Origin of the sequence: Larsenimonas suaedae, assembly GCF_023712105.1 — a bacterium.
GTDB lineage: Bacteria > Pseudomonadota > Gammaproteobacteria > Pseudomonadales > Halomonadaceae > Larsenimonas > Larsenimonas suaedae.
Genome location: NZ_JAMLJI010000004.1, coordinates 217,145 through 233,022, shown reverse-complemented (window position 1 = coordinate 233,022; position 15,878 = coordinate 217,145). Strand labels below are relative to the sequence as shown.

The following is a 15,878-nucleotide window of genomic DNA, read 5'->3' as shown; positions in this document are numbered from 1 at the left end:
CTCAAGGCCGGGTGCAATCCAGCACCTGCTGCTTGGGCGTGCACTGCGGCGTGACCGCGTGGGAGGCATGCGGCGTCCCTTTCGGTGCCCAGTCATAGTCGAGAAGCTCTGCCCGATAGACACCGTTGGTGACGTAGGTATTGCCCGGCTCGCTCTTGCCGAAGAAGGGGCTGACGTATTCCCAGACAATCCGTCCCTTCGGCGTGACCTGAAAGAGCCGCCCGTCCTGACCCTCATCGATCAGCGTATTGCCGTTGGGCAGGCGCTGTGCACTGCTTATAAATGCACTGTAGAAGCTCCAGGCCTCGCGCCCGGATTGATCGGCCGTGTAGAGCCAGACGATCTCCTTGGTGCGGGGATTGACCTCGAGCACGCGAGAAAACGAGAAGATGCTCTGATCGGCCGGTGGAAAACCTGCGTTGCCCTGGTTGTCAAAGATCAACAGATTCCCCGCACCGGGCAGGCCTTTTGGAATCAGGTGCACGTCGTGGGCGCCGATCAATTGATCGACCGGCCTTGGCAGCGTGCGGCTGGTGCTTGCGCGCGTTTGTTCGAAGTCCGGCCCGAGCCGCCAGACGATGTCGCCCGTTTTCCGATCGACGATGAAGGCCACATTGGCGTTGCGAGCGTTGACCATCAGATTATCCGGTGCAAACCGAGCGTCACCGTCGTCGAACCACTGATTCGGCCCGAGCGGGGTCACGGTATTGAGGTGCAGAAAGTCCGGGTCGTCAGAGGCCTTGATTCGCGACAGCGCCGCCCTTGAAAAGCCCATCTGATCAAGATGCTCGGACGCTTTCCAGCGCCAGGCGACCGAGCCATCGGGGCGCACCTCGACAATGTCATTGTCGACCACCTCAGGGGCAGCAAAGCCCGGCAGGTGGCGCGCCTTCGCGCTCAGAAGCAGCGTATTGCCGTTGGGCAGCCGGCTCATGTCGTGATGCTGCGCGGCCGGAGCGTTCTGGGTGCCCCATGTCCAGTGCCTGGCGCCGGACCAGTCCACCTCCGCGATCGAGGCATTGGTCAACCCGTTACCAGGCCCGGAAGGCCCCTTGGGCGTGTCGACCCGCCCGGACTGAACCAGAAGTCGGCCGCGCTCGCCGCCGGCCTGTTCAGGCGTCAACGGCACCGGCGGAAAGGAGCGATACGCCCAGCGATGTACCTCGTTGCCGTCCATGTCGATCAGATGCGTGTTCTGGTCGCCCCCCGGAAACAGCACATAGCCCTGGTAGGCGGCCTCTGGGTCATGCAGGGTAACCCCGGTCGGAAATACCGAGGGCATGGCAAACGCCTGAGCCCCACCAACGATCAGCGCGGTTACGCCGCCAAGACCAAGCCAGGCGTTACGAACGTGTCCCTGTAACATGCAGTGCACTCCTTGATTACGCAGGTGCGAGTTATTACACAGGCGCGAGGCCCTCCCCGCACAATGTCAGTCCATAGACCTGCAACCCCGTGAAACGTTGAGCCAATGCACAAAACACGAACAAAAAAGTACAGGGGATCACGCATTTTCCTCAGCCGTTCGGCGCCGGTACGCCGCAGTGGTCGGTTTGACCACAGCCGTCGTTGGCCGATGCAATTTCGGGTTGAAGCGTGATGTGGTCAATGCCAAACCGTGTCGACAGCACCTGCCGCACCGCCGGCAGCACCGTGGGCCAGTGCTCCAGACGCTCTACCGCCAGATGAGCCGACAGCGCGATATCGCTTGAGGAGATCGACCAGATGTGAAGGTCGTGAACGCCATGCACGCCCTCGACCTCGACCAGCGCCGTGTGCACGTCCTGGGTGTCCATCCCGCGCGGCACGCCTTCCATGAGGACTCGAAGCACATCCCGAAAAAGGCGTGTGGCCGAGACCGCAATCAGGCCGCTGACCAGAAGCGAGAGAATCGGGTCGATCGGCATCCAGCCCGTCAGCCAGATCACCACGCCTGCCGCGATGGCCGCGACCGAGCCGAGCAAATCCCCCAGCACGTGCAGCAGCGCCCCGCGCACGTTCATGTTCTGTTCACCGCGCAGCAGGATCGCCCCGACCGCAAGGTTGATTAAAAGGCCAATGAACGCGATGCCCATGACGGTCAGTCCACCGACGTCCCGGGGGGAGAAAAGGCGCTCGATGGCACTGATCACGATCGCCAGCACCACCACGTACATGAACACGACATTGAACAGCGCCCCGATGATCTCGGCGCGTTGTAATCCATAGGAGTGCTTGCGCGAGGCCGGGCGCTGCGCGATCCAGGACGCGATGGCCCCCACGCCAAGCGACAGCGAATCCGTGACCATGTGACCTGCATCGGATAAAAGCGCCAGTGAGTCGGCCAGCACCCCGCCGATGGCCTCGACCACCGCGAAGGCAAGCGTGAAGACCAGCGAGATGACAAGGACCTTGCCGCTGCCATGATGGTGGTGGCCGCCCAGCCCATGCGCGTGATGGTCGTGTCCGTGCCCGTGGCTGTGGTCGTGCCCGTGGCTATGGTCGTGTCCGTGGCTGTGGCTGTGGCCGTCGTGATGGTGATCCGACATGCTGCCTCTCGTTGTGTATCGATTGAACCCAAAGCGTAACGCATCCGCGCCGGTCAGCGAGCCTGTATCGCTCAAGCACGTGAGCTCGGTACGTCACGTCTCGCTCACCCGCCTACGCCTCACCCGCGTCGCGATGGACCCGAACGACAAGCACCGCGCATGCAAACGCGCCGTTCACAGCGTCCATGCATCAGGATACTCTCATGATGACTATTCATGAGTTCAACCAGGAGTGATGACGTGGCAGAGATTGGTATCGACGACTTCATGCAGATCGACCTGCGCGCGGGCACCATCGTTCATGCCGAGGTGTTCGAGGCGGCTCGAAAACCCGCCTATATCCTGCATGTCGATTTTGGGGATGACATCGGCATCAGGAAGTCGAGCGCCCAGATTACCGACCTCTATACGCCGGACACCCTGATCGGCCGGCAGGTGATGGCGGTTTTGAACTTCCCGGACAAGCAGATCGGCCCCATCAAGTCCCAGTGCCTGGTGACAGGCTTTCACAACGAAGACGGCCACGTCGCCCTGGCCGTACCGGACAGCCCTGTGCCCAATGGCACTCGTTTGCTTTGACGTTCGGATTGCCGCGGAACAGTTACCCGGAAATAGTTGCCGACAGGCGCGATGTTTTAGTGCGCCATTAACGCTTGCCCGGCAGGTGACTCATGGCGGCTGGGCGCCTCGGCGTTTGATGCCGATGACGTCGAGGGCTCGTCGATCAGCTCTTCCGCGTCGGTCGAGGCCATGTGGCGAATGGCCGACACCACCTCATGCGTGCCGCTGCTGATCTCCATGATGGCCTCGCCCGCCTCGCCGGCCAGCCGCATCCCCGTTTCGACTCGCCCAAGGCAGGACGCCATGCTGGTGTTCGCGCTCTGGGTCAGCGCCTGCAGATTGCCTACCGTGGCGGTGATGCTTTCGGTGGCCTCCGAGCTTCGCTGAGCGAGTTGCCGCACTTCATGGGCAACCACCGAGAACCCCCGGCCATGCTCGCCCGCCCGCGCCGCTTCGATCGCGGCGTTCAGTGAAAGCAGGGTGGTCTGCTCGGCGATCGAATGAATCGTATCGATGATCCCGCTCACCTCCATCACCCGCTGGTTAAGCGTATCGAGCACGCTGGAGGTCTGATCGATCTGAACGGAAATCTGCTGAATCTCATTGATGGTATTTTCGATGATGCTGCTGCCCCGGTCGGCGTTGGTATTGGTATTTTCCGAGACTTCAAAGGCCATCTGGATGCCCTGGGTTTCCCTGAGCACGCGGGAGGTGATGTCGGTGGCGAACTTGATGACCTTGTAAAGGTTCCCATCATCGTCGAATACAGGATTGTACGTGGCCTCAAGCCACAGTTCGTTACCGCGGCTGTCGATGCGTCGGAACTGGTCCGACATGAACTCACCGGCGTTGAGGCGGGCCCAGAACCGCTTGTACTCGCTCGACGCGGCGTAGCGGGGTTCGCAGAATATCCGATGATGCTGACCCTCGATGTCCTCGAACCGATAGCCGACGGTTTCGAGAAAATTCTGGTTGGCGTTGAGAATCCGGCCTTCCGGCGTGAACTCGATGACGGCCATCGAGCGGTTGATCGCCGTCATCAGGTGGCCGATCTCCTCATCCTTTTTCACCTGCGCACTGATGTCGGTGGCGAACTTGACGACGCGAGTGACCCGGCCATGTCGGTCACGGATCGGGTTGTAGGACGCCTCCAGCCAGATCGGATCACCTGAATAGGTCACCCGCTTGCAGCGACCATTGACGAACTCGCCTGCCCTGAGTTTGGTCCAGAGCGCGTGATACTCCTCACTTTCAGCGAAGGCCCGCGGGCACAGCATGCTGTGATGCTTGCCGACCAGCACCTCCCGGGTAAACCCCATGGTCGAGAGAAACATGTCGTTGGCCCTAAGGATCGTGCCCTGTTCATCGAACTCGATTACCGCCATCGACCGGCGAATCGCCTCGACCAGGCGTTTTAGATGCCGCGGGTATTTCAACTGAATCACGGAAGGCCTCCTTTTGGATCACCATCAAGCGGTCGCGCCCTTTGGTGTTCAACGGCCTGAGGAGGTGTTCATTTATTATTTTTTATTAATTTCAGGTTGACTTATGGTATTGGCGCCATGGCCGCTTGACTGGCATCAGAACACCGTAAGGCACTACGTTTAGAGAGACGTATTTCAATGGCATGGCTGATTACAAGGAGAGACGATGGCCAACTACGACGTTGACCCGCTGGCGTCACTGCCCGAGGTTCCCGCGTTTACGCTGACAAGCCCGGAGTTTGAGGAAGGCGGCCAACTGACCGATCGCCACAAGTTTTCAGGCTTTGGGCTTGGCGGTGAAAACATGTCCCCGGCGCTGAGCTGGTCCGGGTTTCCGGAGGACACCAAAAGCTTCGTGCTGAGCTGTTTCGACCCGGACGCGCCGAACATGAGCGGCTTCTGGCACTGGACCATCATCAACCTGCCGCCAAGCGTGACCTCACTTGAGGCCAATGCCGGCGCCGAGGGCGCACTCTCATCCGGATTCACGCTCAATAACGACTACAGCTACCGCGGTTTCGGCGGTGCAGCGCCGCCCCCGGGCGACGACCCGCATCGCTACGTGTTTGTGGTGCACGCCCTCGACGTCAAGGCGCTCGACATTCCAAACGACGCAACGCCTGCGTTGGCCACCTTCGCGCTCGGCGCCAACGTGATCGCTCGGGCAACGCTTACCGGCTATTTCGGCCTCCCTGACGCCTGAAACCTGACGCCGGCCCGATATCGCTCGGGCCGGCGTGCTCATGCCCTCCGCTGTACAGGACCAAGCCTCAGGCTAAAGGTCGAGCACCAAACACTTGCTCTTGGCCCGTGAGCAACACGGCGTGAACTGATCGTTGGCCGCGCGCTCGTGCTCTTCCAGATACAGATCACGATGATCCGGCTCGCCTTCCAGCACCCGGGTCAGGCAGGTGCCACAGACCCCTTCCTCGCAGGACACCATGATCTCGATGCCATTTTCTGCAAGCACCTGATGCACGGTCTTGTCGGCAGGAATGGTAAAAGTGGCGCCACTGCTTGCGAGCTTGACCTCGAAGCTGTCGTTATCGGCGCTGTCGACCTGTACGCCTGAAAAATACTCGGTGTGCAGCTGCTCCGTGGGCCAGCCGGCGTCCTTGCAGGTCGTGAGTACGTGATCGATAAAGCCGGCCGGGCCACAGACATACACATGCGTGTCCGGCTCGGGCTCCCCCACCGAGGCCGCCACGTCCAGCGTGCCGGCCTCCGGATCGTCATCGCAGTAGGTGCTCAGCCGGTCGGCGAAGGGCGAGGCGGCGATGTCATCGAGAAACGCCATGCGCGCACGCGAACGGGCGCAGTAGTGCAGCTCGAAATCGGTGTCGGTATTGGCCAGATGCTCGGCCATGCACAAAAGCGGCGTGATGCCGATGCCGCCGGCAAACAGCACCACCCGACGGGCGGGTTCGAGCGGGAAATGATTTTTCGGCGCGCTGATCTGTAGAAGATCGCCCTCGTGGATACTGTCGTGCATGCCCGCCGACCCACCGCGGGACTCGGCCTCGCGCAGCACGGCGATGCGGTAGCGGTCGTTTTTTGCCGAGTGGCCGCAGAGCGAATACTGGCGAATGATCTCGTCATTGATGCGCACATCGATGTGGGCACCGGCGCTGAAGGCCGGCAGTGCCCGCTCATGCGGGTCGGCCAGCTCGAAGCTTGCGATGCCCTCGGCTTCCTCGCGCCGGGAAACCACCCTCACGAACAGCGACAGCGTGTCATTGGTACTCATGATGCTTCCCTCCTGCGGGCGGACGCGCGCATGTCGCCGCGCCCGCCCCGCCTGCATGAACTCACCCGGCCTTGGCCGAGGTGGATGGGGACGCCGACTGCTCCTCCTTGAGGATGCGGTCAATCACGCGGCGCGCCTGCACGCCGCCGCCATCGATATTGAGCATCAAAAGCTTGCGGTCAGGGTATTTGAGAAGGTTTTGTTGCTGGGCTTCGAGGATCTCGAGGTCTTCGGCGAAAATCGTGCCCTGCCCTTCGCGAATGCGGTCGGTCAGTTCCTGATCCTCGGGATTGAAGTTGCGCGCCATTCCCCAGAAATACCAGATCGAGGTATCGGTCTCGGGGGTGATGAAATCGACCACCGTGCTCGAGGCCTTGAACTCGGCCGGCGCGTCGATCCCACCCTTGCCGGCAAGCGCCACGCCCACATCGATCAACACGTGGCTTGGCGGTGTGAAGCGACAGACCTGCCAGCGGTCCACCGGTTGATCGTCCGGGAGATTGTTGCCCCTGAGCGCGGCCTGCCAGAACGGCGGCGCCGAGATGTTTTCCATGTACCGGCTGGTGATGACCTCATCGCCGTCGACCTTGGTCTCCGGCGCAGACTCCTCGATTTCGGGCTGGCCGATGCTCGAGGCATGCACGTAGGTTTCGTGAGTCAGATCCATCAGGTTATCGACCATCAGCCGGTAATCGCAGCCGACGTGATACAGACCGCCGCCGTAGGCCCAGGCCGGGTCGTTGGCCCAGTGAAGCTCGGGAATAAGCGCCGGATCGGCCTGCTCGGCGTCACCGGTCCAGACCCAGATAAAGCCGTGGCGCTCTTCCACCGGGTAGGCGCGAATGCTTGGAAAGCCGCGCACGCGCTGCCCCGGCATGCTCGAGCACTTGCCGGAGCAGCTCATTTCGAGGCCGTGATACCCACACACCAGCTGGCCATCGCGCACAAACCCAAGCGACAGCGGCGCTCCCCGGTGAGGGCAAAAATCCTCAACGGCCGCGACCTTGCCTTCCTCGGCGCGAAAGAACACGATCTTTTCGTTGCAGACCGTGCGGCCCAGCGGCTTGCCATCGATTTCATCGGGTGTGCAGGCGACATACCACGTATTCTTTGGAAACATGATGTACTCCTCATTTCACGGGTCAGGGGTTTTTTCTTGTTATGGATCCCATAATAAAGGCACCAACGCCTTTATTGGACAAGATATGCTTTAGTTGGATCCAATTTTGGCAAAACCCGCTAACCCCGCACGCACAAAGGAAAAAACAGTGAGTTCAGGCACGATGAGCGTGGTGGCACGCCTCAGAAAATCGATCAGCGAGGGGGTGTATCCCGCCGGTGAGCGCATTGCCGAGCTTCAGGTCGCCAACGACCTCGGCGTCTCGCGCACCCCGGTGCGACTGGCATTTCGAACGCTGGAACAGGAAGGATTATTGGAACGGGCCGGCAAGCGGGGCTTTCGGGTGCGCGCGTTCACCGACGCCGATGTGCTGTGTGCCCTCGAGGTGCGGGGCGTGCTCGAGGGACTGGCGGCGCGGCGTCTGGCGGAACAGGGGCTCTCGACCGCCACGAAGGAGCGCCTGAACGCCTGTCTCGACGAGGGTCACGCCGTGCTCGCCAAGGGCCATCTGACCGCCGAGGACGTCACACGCTGGAGCGAACTCAACTCCCGATTTCACGCCACCATTCTCGGCGCGACCGGCAGCCAGGTCATTCAGGACGCCATTCAGCGAAACGACCACCTGCCGTTTGCCTCCGCCGACTCGCTGATCATCGACACCGAACGTCTTGGCCGAGAGTACCGCAAGCTCTGCGTCGCCCAGGTGCAACACCAGAGCATCGTGCAGGCGCTTGCCCACGGCGAAGGCGCCCGGGTAGAGCTTCTAATGCGCGAACATGCCTACATCGGTATTCGCTACGACGAACTGCTGGAACTGGATCCAAAACCCGAGGTTACCCCCGAGTAATGCCGGCTCGGTCATCGGTCCCGCCTCGTTATTAGCCACGCCTCATAGGCAATGCTTATTTCAGTCGCCTGGCGGCGTTTGGCAGGATATGCCTCTTTTTGGTGCAGGGTCTCAGGTCATGGTCAAGCAGTACATCGGCAAAATGAAAGGCGAGCCGGCGAATCGCCCACCCCCGAGCATCGGCGACGCGCTATGGTCCTGGGTCGGCGCCTTTTTAGGCATCGCAGGCGTGGGCTGGATCAGCGCCCAATCGATCGAGGCCCATGCGCTTTTGATGGTCGGCTCGTTCGGCGCAACCTCGGTGCTGCTCTACGCAGCGCCTGAAAGCCCGCTCGCCCAGCCCCGCAACGTCCTGCTCGGCAACATATTGTCGGCGCTCTGTGGCGTCATCGCCTGGCAGTTTCTTGGTGATAACTGGATCGCTGCGGCAGTGGCGGTCTCGACCGCGATTCTGATCATGCAGCTGACCCACTCGCTGCATCCGCCCGGCGGTGCCACGGCGCTGATCGCCGTGATCGGCTCGGACGAGCTGCACCAGCTCGGCTGGGGGTATGCGTTCTTCCCGGTCGGTACGGGCTGTGTATTGATGCTCTTGATCGCGATCGTGATCAATAACCTCGCCCGCCATCGCCGCTACCCGGTGCACTGGCTTTAGGCTCGCGCCCCTCCTTTCAGCTCCGTGAGTCGGCATGTGCCCGGCAAAGGCGCCCGGCTCGGTTTATAGTCACTAGACCGGCCTGACTCACGGAGACCACGCATGACGTTTATCGAGCCGCTGTATCAAAGAGCGCAGAGCATGTGGCTGGGGTTTGTCGAGGTCATGCCATTGCTGGTTGTCGCCGCGCTCTGTCTGCTTCTGAGCTGGGGCGTTGCGGCGTTTTCAGGCTATGTGATCCGAACCTCGCTTGCGCGCTCGTCGATCCGCCCGGCGCTGACCGAGCTTCTGGTCAGCCTGATGCGGGTGACGGTGTGGGTCATCGGCGTTCTGATCGCCGCGACGGTGATCTTTCCAAGCCTGACACCAGGCAAGCTTCTGACCGTGCTGGGGCTCGGGTCGGTCGCGGTGGGGCTCGCCTTCAAGGACATCTTCGAGAACTTCTTCGCGGGCGTGCTCATCATGCTGCGCCGCCCGATGCGCATCAACGATTTCGTCGAATGCGAGCAGGTGCGCGGGCGCGTTGAAAAGATCACGGTGCGAGAGACCTACCTTCGAAAGACCGACGGCCAGCTCGTGCTGGTGCCGAACAGTTTCCTGTTCAAGAACCCGGTGCACGTCCTGACGGACCTGCCCATTCGACGGTTCGATCTGGTCGTCGGCGTGGCCTACAGCGAGGACATCGACACCGCCCGGCGCGTGATCCTCGAGGCGCTGTCGCACGTCGAGGAGATCGAGCATCAGCGCGGGGTCGAGGTTTACGCGCGTGAATTCAACGCCTCCTCGCTCGACTTCACCGTCCGGTGGTGGGCCGCCTCGCAGCCGATCGACATGCACCAGAGCCGGGACAAGGTCGTCACCGCCATCAAGCGCGCACTGGATACCGCTGGCATCGAGATCCCCTTCCCCTACCGAACGCTGACATTCAAGGAGCCGTTGACGCTCAAGGACTCATCGACATCCACGGACTCATCGACGCCCGAGGCACGCGACGGCGCGCCACCGAAGGCCCCCGAGCGGTAACGGGCGCTACCGTTCACGCAACGCCGTGGGTGTCGAACCACTGGCGCAGATGCTCGATCAGGCTTCGAAGTCGGGGCGTCATTTGATCGCGGTGGGTATACACGCAGTAGAGCCCGAGCACGGCGTGTTCGTACTCCGGCATCACCTGCACCAATCGCCCATCGGCAAGCGCCTCATTCATCAGAAAGTCCGGTTGAAGCGTCAGCCCAAGCCCGGCAATCGCCATGTCCCGAAGCACCTCGCCGCTGTTGGCGGTGACACCAGGCTGGGGCGTGCCATTGTAATGGTTGCCATCGCGCATGAAATGCCAGCGCTGGCCGTGGCGAGCGTAGCGGTAGTGAAGCCCCTGATGGCGGGAAAGCGCCCAGGGGTGTTCGGGCGTGCCGTGTCGGGCCAGATACGCCGGAGAGGCACACAGCAGAACGCGCACGTCGCCGATGCGGCGCGCCACCAGCGTGGAGTCGTTCAACGTGCCGATGCGAAGCGCCATGTCAAAACCCTCCTCCACCAGATCCACCTGCCGGTCGCCCAGCACCAGCTCAAGGCTCACCGCCGGGTAGCGCGTGCGGTATTCGGCCAGAATCGGGCCGAGATAGCGCGTGCCGAACGCGTGGGGCGCACTGATGCGCAGCCGCCCGCTGAGCGAAGCCTGGTCCTCGTGAAGCGCCCCCTCGAGCCCTGAAAACTCCCGCAGGATGATCTCGGTGCGCGCAAGCACCTCCCGGCCGGCCTCGGTCAGGCTGAGCCGCCGCGTGGTGCGATTGAGTAATCGCGCGCCGAAGCGCTGTTCAAGAAAGGCGATGTGCTTGCTGACCGAGGAGCGCGACATTGATAAACGTTCGGCGGCGGCGGTGAACGCCCCTTGATGCGCCACCTCGGAAAAGACCTTCAGAGCGGTCACGGTATCCATGATTGTTTCCAGATCGAACACAATGTCTCTTTGATTAGCATGTTTATCCCGTTCAAGGAAGCAATCAAACTGCACGCATTCCAACGCATTTTGTGTTCAACGATTGTGGAGCCCGCTCATGTCAACGTCTTCCGCCGCTTCTGTCTCTTCCGCCTCTTTCACCTCTTCCGCCCCATCGACCTCGGCCATCGCTGGCCACGACGTCGCCTCGCTGCTGCTGCGTCTGGCGCTTGGCGTCATGTTCATCGCGCACGGTTTGACCAAGGTGCTGGTCTGGACACTGGCGGGCACCGGTCAGTTCTTTGAGTCCATCGGGCTGCCAGCCTGGGTTGCCTGGCCCATTACCGGGCTCGAGCTGGTCGGTGGCGTGCTCCTGATTCTGGGCGTTCGCGTGCGCTGGGTCGCGCTCATTCTCGCCGCCGAGCTGGTCGGTGCAAGCATCCCGCACCTGGGCAACGGCTGGATGTTCACCGCCCCCGACGGCGGCTGGGAATACCCGGTCTTCCTGGCAGTGACGGCGCTTGCCCTGAGCCTTCTCGATGGCGGCAAGCTGACGCTTTCCCGGCTCATCGGTCGCAACTGAGCGCGTGATATCACAGACAGGAGGTAGATCCATGGCACACGCACTGTTCATTTCCCACGGCTCGCCGCTCGAGGCGATCGATCAAAGCAAGAGCGCCCGCGCCTGGCAGGCGCTGGCCCAGTCCCTGCCCCGTCCAAAGCGCATCGTGGTGGCCTCGGCCCACTGGTCGACCACCCAGGTTCGCCTGACCGGAAGCGCGTCCCCGGAGACGATTCACGATTTCTACGGTTTTCCGGCGTCCCTGTACCGGATTCGCTACCCGGCACCGGGCGACCCGCAGCTTGCCAATGACGTGGCCGAGTGCCTGAACGCCGGCGGGGTCGAGGCGCAGGTCGATCACCGACGCGGGCTGGATCACGGCATGTGGGCCCCGCTTCGACATCTTTACCCGGACGCCGACATTCCGGTCGTTGGGCTGTCGATCAACGCTCGGGCCAGCGCCGAGTGGCACTACACGCTCGGCCAGCATCTTTGTGAGGCACTGGATGACGACACGCTCCTGATCGCATCAGGCAGCATCACCCACAACCTCACCGACGCAGGCAATAAAGCGCCGTCCATCGCGGTCTACGTCGAGGCGTTCCAGCAGTGGGTCAGCTCACGCCTCGAAACCCGTCAGGACGCCGAGCTGATGAACTACCGCGACCTCGCTCCAGGCGCCCGGCGTGCCCACCCAAGCGAGGAGCATCTGCTGCCGCTGTTCGTCGCGCTCGGCGCCGCCGACGCGGCCGCGCCAACCCGCGTCAATCCGGTGATCTCGGAACAGGCGCTGGCCATGGACGCTTATCTCTTCACACGTCGGCAGGGTGCGGCAGTGCTTCGTCACAGCGCCTGAGTCGCGCGCTCGTAAGGCGCCTTGCGCCTCAGCCGCGCACAAAAAAACCGGCGGCCCTTGAAGAGAGGCCGCCGGTTTTTTTATGCAGGAACGTCGCGCTTACACCTGCCCCCAGAACCGCCTGGCAATGTCGAGCGTCAATCTGAGCTTGTCCCACTGAGCCTGTTCGGCCAGATCATTGCCCTCCTCGGTCGAGGCGAACCCGCACTGCGGGCTCAGGCAGAGCTGATCCTTGGCAACGAACCGGGTCGCCTCCTCGAGGCGTGCCCGCACGGCGCCTTCGTCCTCGAGCGCGCCGACCTTGGTGGTAATCAACCCGAGCACCGCCTGCTGATGGCCTTCCGGAACAAACCGCAGCGGGTCGAAGCTGCCGGCGCGGTCGCTGTCGTACTCCAGAAACCAGGCATCGACCCCGACCTTGCCGAAGAGCGTCTCGGCCACCGGCTCATAGCCGCCTTCGCTGATCCAGGTCGAGCGGAAGTTGCCGCGGCACACGTGCAGGCTGACGTGCAGATCGTCGGGCTTGTCGGCCAGCGCATGGTTGATCACATCGGCGTAGATCGATTGAAGGTGGGCGGTGTCGAGCCCGCGCGCCGCGGCCGCCGCCAGCTCCTTGTCGGAGCAGAGATAGGCCCAGACGGTGTCGTCGAGCTGGAGATAGCGACACCCCGCGCGGTAGAACGCCTGCACGGCGTCGCGGTAGGTGTCGGCAAGGTCCGTGAAGAACGCCTCGCGCGAGGGGTAGACGCTTTGGTCGATGGTGCCGGCGTTTCGAAAGTGCAGCACGCTCGGGCTTGGAATCGTCATCTTGGGTGTGACGGTCGAGACGCTATCGAGGTAGCGAAAGTGCTCGAGCATCGGGTGCTCGGGATTAAAACCGACCTTGCCGTCGATGCGCACCTGCTTGGCCGAGGTCTGAACGCCCTGAAACTGAATGCCCTGCTCGCCCTGATACCCGGTCACGCCGTTCAGGTGTTCGAGAAAATCGAAGTGCCACCAGGCTCGGCGGAATTCACCGTCGGTGACGACCTTGAGCCCCAGTGCTTCCTGCTGCTCGACCACGTGCTTGATTTCACGGTCTTCCACCGCCTTGAGCTCGGCGCGCCCGATCTCGCCGTTCTGGAACTGGGTGCGCGCCTGCTTGAGCGCGGCCGGGCGAAGGAAACTGCCGACGATGTCGGCGCGAAACGGCACTTGGTGAGACATGATCCCGTCCTTTTACGTACAGCACCCATCGACGCCAGGTCATGGACACCGCCAGTGATTTAGTGAGGGCGCTAATCATGAAGGCGATAGCCACGGCGTGCCATTGGTCTCTTTTCAAGACGATCATGAACGAAATTCATGCAAGACCAGAACCGTCATCGATACGAGTCATTGATGCGGATTATCGATACGAGCCGTCGATACGCGCTGTCGATATAGCGTCATCGCCCGTGTCGCACGGCATCGGACTTATACGGGGGCGACCGCCGCACTGAGGGTCGCGCGATCAAGCTCCGGGGCGCAGCATTCCAGAAACCGGTAGGCGAAGTTGCGCAGCAGATGGCCACGGCGCACCGCGATGAGGGTGGTATTGCGCTCGAAGAAGTCGGGGGTATCGAGCATGACAAGCCCTGCATCGCGCGCCGGGTCGAAGGCAATCGAGGCCAGAATGCCGATGCCCAGCCGCAGCTCGACGTAGGTCTTGATCACGTCGGCGTCCAGCGCCGACATCGCCACCTCCGGCACCACACCGGCCGCGGCGAAGGCCTGATCGATGCACGAGCGCCCGGTAAAGCCCTCGTGGTAGGTGACGATCGGGTAACGAGCGATATCGGCAAGACCAAGCGTCGCGGCCGGCACCTCGCACAGGGGGTGGCCGTCCGGCACGACTACGCCATGCTGCCAATGATGGAAGGGAAAGGTCGCAAGCTCATGGTGCGCCTCACTAAGCGCCTCGGTGGCCATGCCGATGTCGACCTTGCCGGCCCGCAAAAGCGAGACCACCTCACCCGGGTCGCACTGTTGAAGCTCCAGATGCACCCGCGGGAAATCCTGCCGGAAGCGGGCGATGATGGCCGGCAGGATATAGCGGGCCTGGGTGTGGGTGGTCGCGATGCGAAGCCGGCCCTGGTCGTCGTGCACCCACTGCTGGGCGAGGCGCTTCAGGTTTTCACTGTCGAGCAGGATGCGCTCGATGGTCTCGGTAAGCGTCGCGCCCACCGGCGTCAGCCCGAGCAGGCGCTTGCCGCGCCGCTCGAACAGCTCAACCCCGAGCTCGTCTTCGAGGTCGCGAATGTGCTTGCTGGCCCCGGACTGGGAGGTAAACAGCGCGTTCGCGGCCTCGGTCAGATTGAACCGGCGCCGCACCACTTCCCGCACGAGTCGAAGCTGCTGAAGGTTCACGCCCACCTCATGACTTAACATTATTAAAAACGGTTTGAATATATCAGCGTGGACTTTCCGCCTGAACGTCAATGTGCTGCTAACGTTATGCGCGTTTCATCGGCTAGCCCGCGGCAAGCTCGGTGTCCGGTAGAAAGACCCGGCTGTGAGCGGGCCGAATCCACGCCTCGCCGCCCTGCACCAGCCCAAGCTCTTGAAACCGGTGCCTGGAAAGCTCGGCGTGCACCACGTGCGCGCTTTCATCGGTGCGAAGCTCAAGCCGGACCGTCGGGCCGACGCGAGAGACCAGTTCGATGCGGGCATGAAGCGCGCCGCTGTGATGCCGGTCGGCAAAGACCTCGATGTCGTGGGGGCGCACATAGGCCTCACCCGGTGCATCGCGGTAGCCTGCAAATTCCGGCGCCTCGAGCGCCACATCACCGATGCGCGCCACGCCGTTGTGTATTCGGGCGTGAAACAGATTGACGTTACCCAGGAAGCGATACACGAACGGATTGGCCGGGTAATCGTAGATCCGCTCGGGCGCGCCGTCCTGCTCGACCCGGCCCTGGTTCATCACCACCACCCGATCGGAGACTTCAAGCGCCTCTTCCTGATCGTGAGTGACGAACACGCTGGTGACGTGGATGTCGTCGTGCAGGCGTCTGAGCCAGCGACGAAGCTCGGCGCGCACCTTCGCATCCAGCGCCCCGAACGGCTCATCGAGCAGCAGCACCTTCGGCTCCACCGCCAGCGCCCGGGCAAGCGCAATGCGCTGACGCTGCCCGCCTGAGAGCTGATGCGGGTAGCGGTGAGCGGTCCAGTCAAGCTGCACCAGTGACAGGAGCGTCATCACCTTGTCCCGGATGACTGCCTTGTCGGGACGCTGGCCGCGCGGCTTGACCCGAAGGCCGTAGGCCACGTTTTCGAACACGCTCATGTGCTTGAACAGCGCATAGTGCTGGAAGACGAACCCGACGCTTCGTTTGCTCACGTGGAGGTCGGTGGCGTCCTCGCCATGAAAGCGGATGCGGCCGTTATCGGGCTGCTCGAGCCCGGCGATCACCCGAAGCAGTGTAGTCTTGCCCGAGCCGGACGGGCCGAGCAGCGCGGTCAGCTCACCGTCATTGAACGTAAGGCTTACGTTGTCGATGGCGGTGAAGTCACCAAAGCGTTTATTGACGTGGTCGATCTCGATACTCATGGCGGCCTCGAAGC

General features: G+C 62.4%; 16 protein-coding genes. 7 read left to right on the top strand and 9 right to left on the bottom strand.

All coding sequences use genetic code 11. The features are described 5' to 3' along the window. Nucleotide 1: 1 nt before the first annotated feature. Both NAT49_RS12750 and NAT49_RS12745 read right to left on the bottom strand, forming a co-directional pair. Nucleotides 2-1,366 carry an aryl-sulfate sulfotransferase gene (locus tag NAT49_RS12750; protein ID WP_251594802.1) on the bottom strand — a complete coding sequence of 455 codons (1,365 nt, stop codon included), beginning with the start codon at nucleotides 1,364-1,366 and terminating at the stop codon, nucleotides 2-4. A gap of 151 nt (nucleotides 1,367-1,517) precedes the next feature. After that, complete coding sequence (locus NAT49_RS12745) at nucleotides 1,518-2,528, bottom strand: cation diffusion facilitator family transporter (RefSeq protein WP_251594800.1); 1,011 nt, start codon at nucleotides 2,526-2,528, stop codon at nucleotides 1,518-1,520. A 240-nt stretch (nucleotides 2,529-2,768) separates the two neighbouring features. On the opposite strand from NAT49_RS12745, the gene NAT49_RS12740 reads away from it, so the two are divergent. Continuing rightward, the gene (locus NAT49_RS12740; RefSeq protein ID WP_251594797.1) at nucleotides 2,769-3,107 is read left to right on the top strand and encodes a tRNA-binding protein; all 339 of its coding nucleotides are present in this window, start codon (nucleotides 2,769-2,771) and stop codon (nucleotides 3,105-3,107) included. Between the two features lie 56 nt (nucleotides 3,108-3,163). On the opposite strand, the gene NAT49_RS12735 is transcribed toward NAT49_RS12740, so the two are convergent. Continuing rightward, nucleotides 3,164-4,534, bottom strand: a complete 1,371-nt coding sequence (locus NAT49_RS12735; RefSeq protein ID WP_251594794.1) for a methyl-accepting chemotaxis protein — start codon at nucleotides 4,532-4,534, stop codon at nucleotides 3,164-3,166. Between the two features lie 205 nt (nucleotides 4,535-4,739). Here NAT49_RS12735 and NAT49_RS12730 point away from each other — a divergent pair, with 205 nt between their 5' ends. After that, nucleotides 4,740-5,276, top strand: a complete 537-nt coding sequence (locus tag NAT49_RS12730; RefSeq protein ID WP_251594793.1) for a YbhB/YbcL family Raf kinase inhibitor-like protein — start codon at nucleotides 4,740-4,742, stop codon at nucleotides 5,274-5,276. A 72-nt stretch (nucleotides 5,277-5,348) separates the two neighbouring features. Here the strand turns inward: NAT49_RS12730 and NAT49_RS12725 are convergent, their stop codons facing one another. Then, nucleotides 5,349-6,320, bottom strand: a complete 972-nt coding sequence (locus NAT49_RS12725) for a PDR/VanB family oxidoreductase (protein ID WP_251594790.1) — start codon at nucleotides 6,318-6,320, stop codon at nucleotides 5,349-5,351. 61 nt (nucleotides 6,321-6,381) lie between these two features. After that, nucleotides 6,382-7,440 (bottom strand): aromatic ring-hydroxylating dioxygenase subunit alpha, encoded by a 1,059-nt coding sequence (locus tag NAT49_RS12720; protein WP_251594788.1) that lies wholly within the window; start codon nucleotides 7,438-7,440, stop codon nucleotides 6,382-6,384. Nucleotides 7,441-7,588: 148 nt separating this feature from the next. Here NAT49_RS12720 and NAT49_RS12715 point away from each other — a divergent pair, with 148 nt between their 5' ends. From NAT49_RS12715 to NAT49_RS12705, 3 genes are all read left to right on the top strand, one after another. Beyond that, the gene (locus tag NAT49_RS12715) at nucleotides 7,589-8,287 is read left to right on the top strand and encodes a GntR family transcriptional regulator (protein WP_251594786.1); all 699 of its coding nucleotides are present in this window, start codon (nucleotides 7,589-7,591) and stop codon (nucleotides 8,285-8,287) included. 88 nt (nucleotides 8,288-8,375) lie between these two features. After that, nucleotides 8,376-8,942 carry an HPP family protein gene (locus NAT49_RS12710; RefSeq protein ID WP_251594784.1) on the top strand — a complete coding sequence of 189 codons (567 nt, stop codon included), beginning with the start codon at nucleotides 8,376-8,378 and terminating at the stop codon, nucleotides 8,940-8,942. A 102-nt stretch (nucleotides 8,943-9,044) separates the two neighbouring features. Next, entirely contained in the window at nucleotides 9,045-9,965 is a 921-nt protein-coding gene (locus NAT49_RS12705) for a mechanosensitive ion channel family protein (protein WP_251594782.1), read from the top strand. Between the two features lie 13 nt (nucleotides 9,966-9,978). On the opposite strand, the gene NAT49_RS12700 is transcribed toward NAT49_RS12705, so the two are convergent. Further along, the gene (locus tag NAT49_RS12700) at nucleotides 9,979-10,875 is read right to left on the bottom strand and encodes a LysR family transcriptional regulator (RefSeq protein WP_251594780.1); all 897 of its coding nucleotides are present in this window, start codon (nucleotides 10,873-10,875) and stop codon (nucleotides 9,979-9,981) included. 118 nt (nucleotides 10,876-10,993) lie between these two features. Here NAT49_RS12700 and NAT49_RS12695 point away from each other — a divergent pair, with 118 nt between their 5' ends. Both NAT49_RS12695 and NAT49_RS12690 read left to right on the top strand, forming a co-directional pair. Continuing rightward, nucleotides 10,994-11,458 carry a DoxX family protein gene (locus tag NAT49_RS12695; protein ID WP_251594778.1) on the top strand — a complete coding sequence of 155 codons (465 nt, stop codon included), beginning with the start codon at nucleotides 10,994-10,996 and terminating at the stop codon, nucleotides 11,456-11,458. Nucleotides 11,459-11,489: 31 nt separating this feature from the next. Continuing rightward, a complete protein-coding gene (locus NAT49_RS12690; RefSeq protein WP_251594776.1) occupies nucleotides 11,490-12,293 on the top strand; it encodes a DODA-type extradiol aromatic ring-opening family dioxygenase in 804 nt (267 codons plus the stop codon). Nucleotides 12,294-12,392: 99 nt separating this feature from the next. Here the strand turns inward: NAT49_RS12690 and NAT49_RS12685 are convergent, their stop codons facing one another. The 3 genes from NAT49_RS12685 to NAT49_RS12675 form a co-directional block, all read right to left on the bottom strand. Beyond that, the gene (locus NAT49_RS12685) at nucleotides 12,393-13,499 is read right to left on the bottom strand and encodes a 5-methyltetrahydropteroyltriglutamate--homocysteine S-methyltransferase (protein WP_251594774.1); all 1,107 of its coding nucleotides are present in this window, start codon (nucleotides 13,497-13,499) and stop codon (nucleotides 12,393-12,395) included. Between the two features lie 249 nt (nucleotides 13,500-13,748). Next, the gene (locus NAT49_RS12680; RefSeq protein ID WP_251594772.1) at nucleotides 13,749-14,681 is read right to left on the bottom strand and encodes a LysR substrate-binding domain-containing protein; all 933 of its coding nucleotides are present in this window, start codon (nucleotides 14,679-14,681) and stop codon (nucleotides 13,749-13,751) included. 103 nt (nucleotides 14,682-14,784) lie between these two features. Further along, entirely contained in the window at nucleotides 14,785-15,864 is a 1,080-nt protein-coding gene (locus NAT49_RS12675) for a sulfate/molybdate ABC transporter ATP-binding protein (protein WP_251594770.1), read from the bottom strand. Nucleotides 15,865-15,878 lie beyond the last annotated feature (14 nt).

Bases quoted from the DNA above. Each gene is read 5' to 3' on its own strand.
- NAT49_RS12750 (WP_251594802.1), bottom strand. From the start codon at position 1,366: ATGTTACAGGGACACGTTCGTAACGCCTGGCTTGGTCTTGGCGGCGTA.
- NAT49_RS12745 (WP_251594800.1), bottom strand. From the start codon at position 2,528: ATGTCGGATCACCATCACGACGGCCACAGCCACAGCCACGGACACGAC.
- NAT49_RS12730 (WP_251594793.1), top strand. From the start codon at position 4,740: ATGGCCAACTACGACGTTGACCCGCTGGCGTCACTGCCCGAGGTTCCC.
- NAT49_RS12725 (WP_251594790.1), bottom strand. From the start codon at position 6,320: ATGAGTACCAATGACACGCTGTCGCTGTTCGTGAGGGTGGTTTCCCGG.
- NAT49_RS12720 (WP_251594788.1), bottom strand. From the start codon at position 7,440: ATGTTTCCAAAGAATACGTGGTATGTCGCCTGCACACCCGATGAAATC.
- NAT49_RS12710 (WP_251594784.1), top strand. From the start codon at position 8,376: ATGCCTCTTTTTGGTGCAGGGTCTCAGGTCATGGTCAAGCAGTACATC.
- NAT49_RS12705 (WP_251594782.1), top strand. From the start codon at position 9,045: ATGACGTTTATCGAGCCGCTGTATCAAAGAGCGCAGAGCATGTGGCTG.
- NAT49_RS12700 (WP_251594780.1), bottom strand. From the start codon at position 10,875: ATGGATACCGTGACCGCTCTGAAGGTCTTTTCCGAGGTGGCGCATCAA.
- NAT49_RS12695 (WP_251594778.1), top strand. From the start codon at position 10,994: ATGTCAACGTCTTCCGCCGCTTCTGTCTCTTCCGCCTCTTTCACCTCT.
- NAT49_RS12690 (WP_251594776.1), top strand. From the start codon at position 11,490: ATGGCACACGCACTGTTCATTTCCCACGGCTCGCCGCTCGAGGCGATC.
- NAT49_RS12685 (WP_251594774.1), bottom strand. From the start codon at position 13,499: ATGTCTCACCAAGTGCCGTTTCGCGCCGACATCGTCGGCAGTTTCCTT.
- NAT49_RS12675 (WP_251594770.1), bottom strand. From the start codon at position 15,864: ATGAGTATCGAGATCGACCACGTCAATAAACGCTTTGGTGACTTCACC.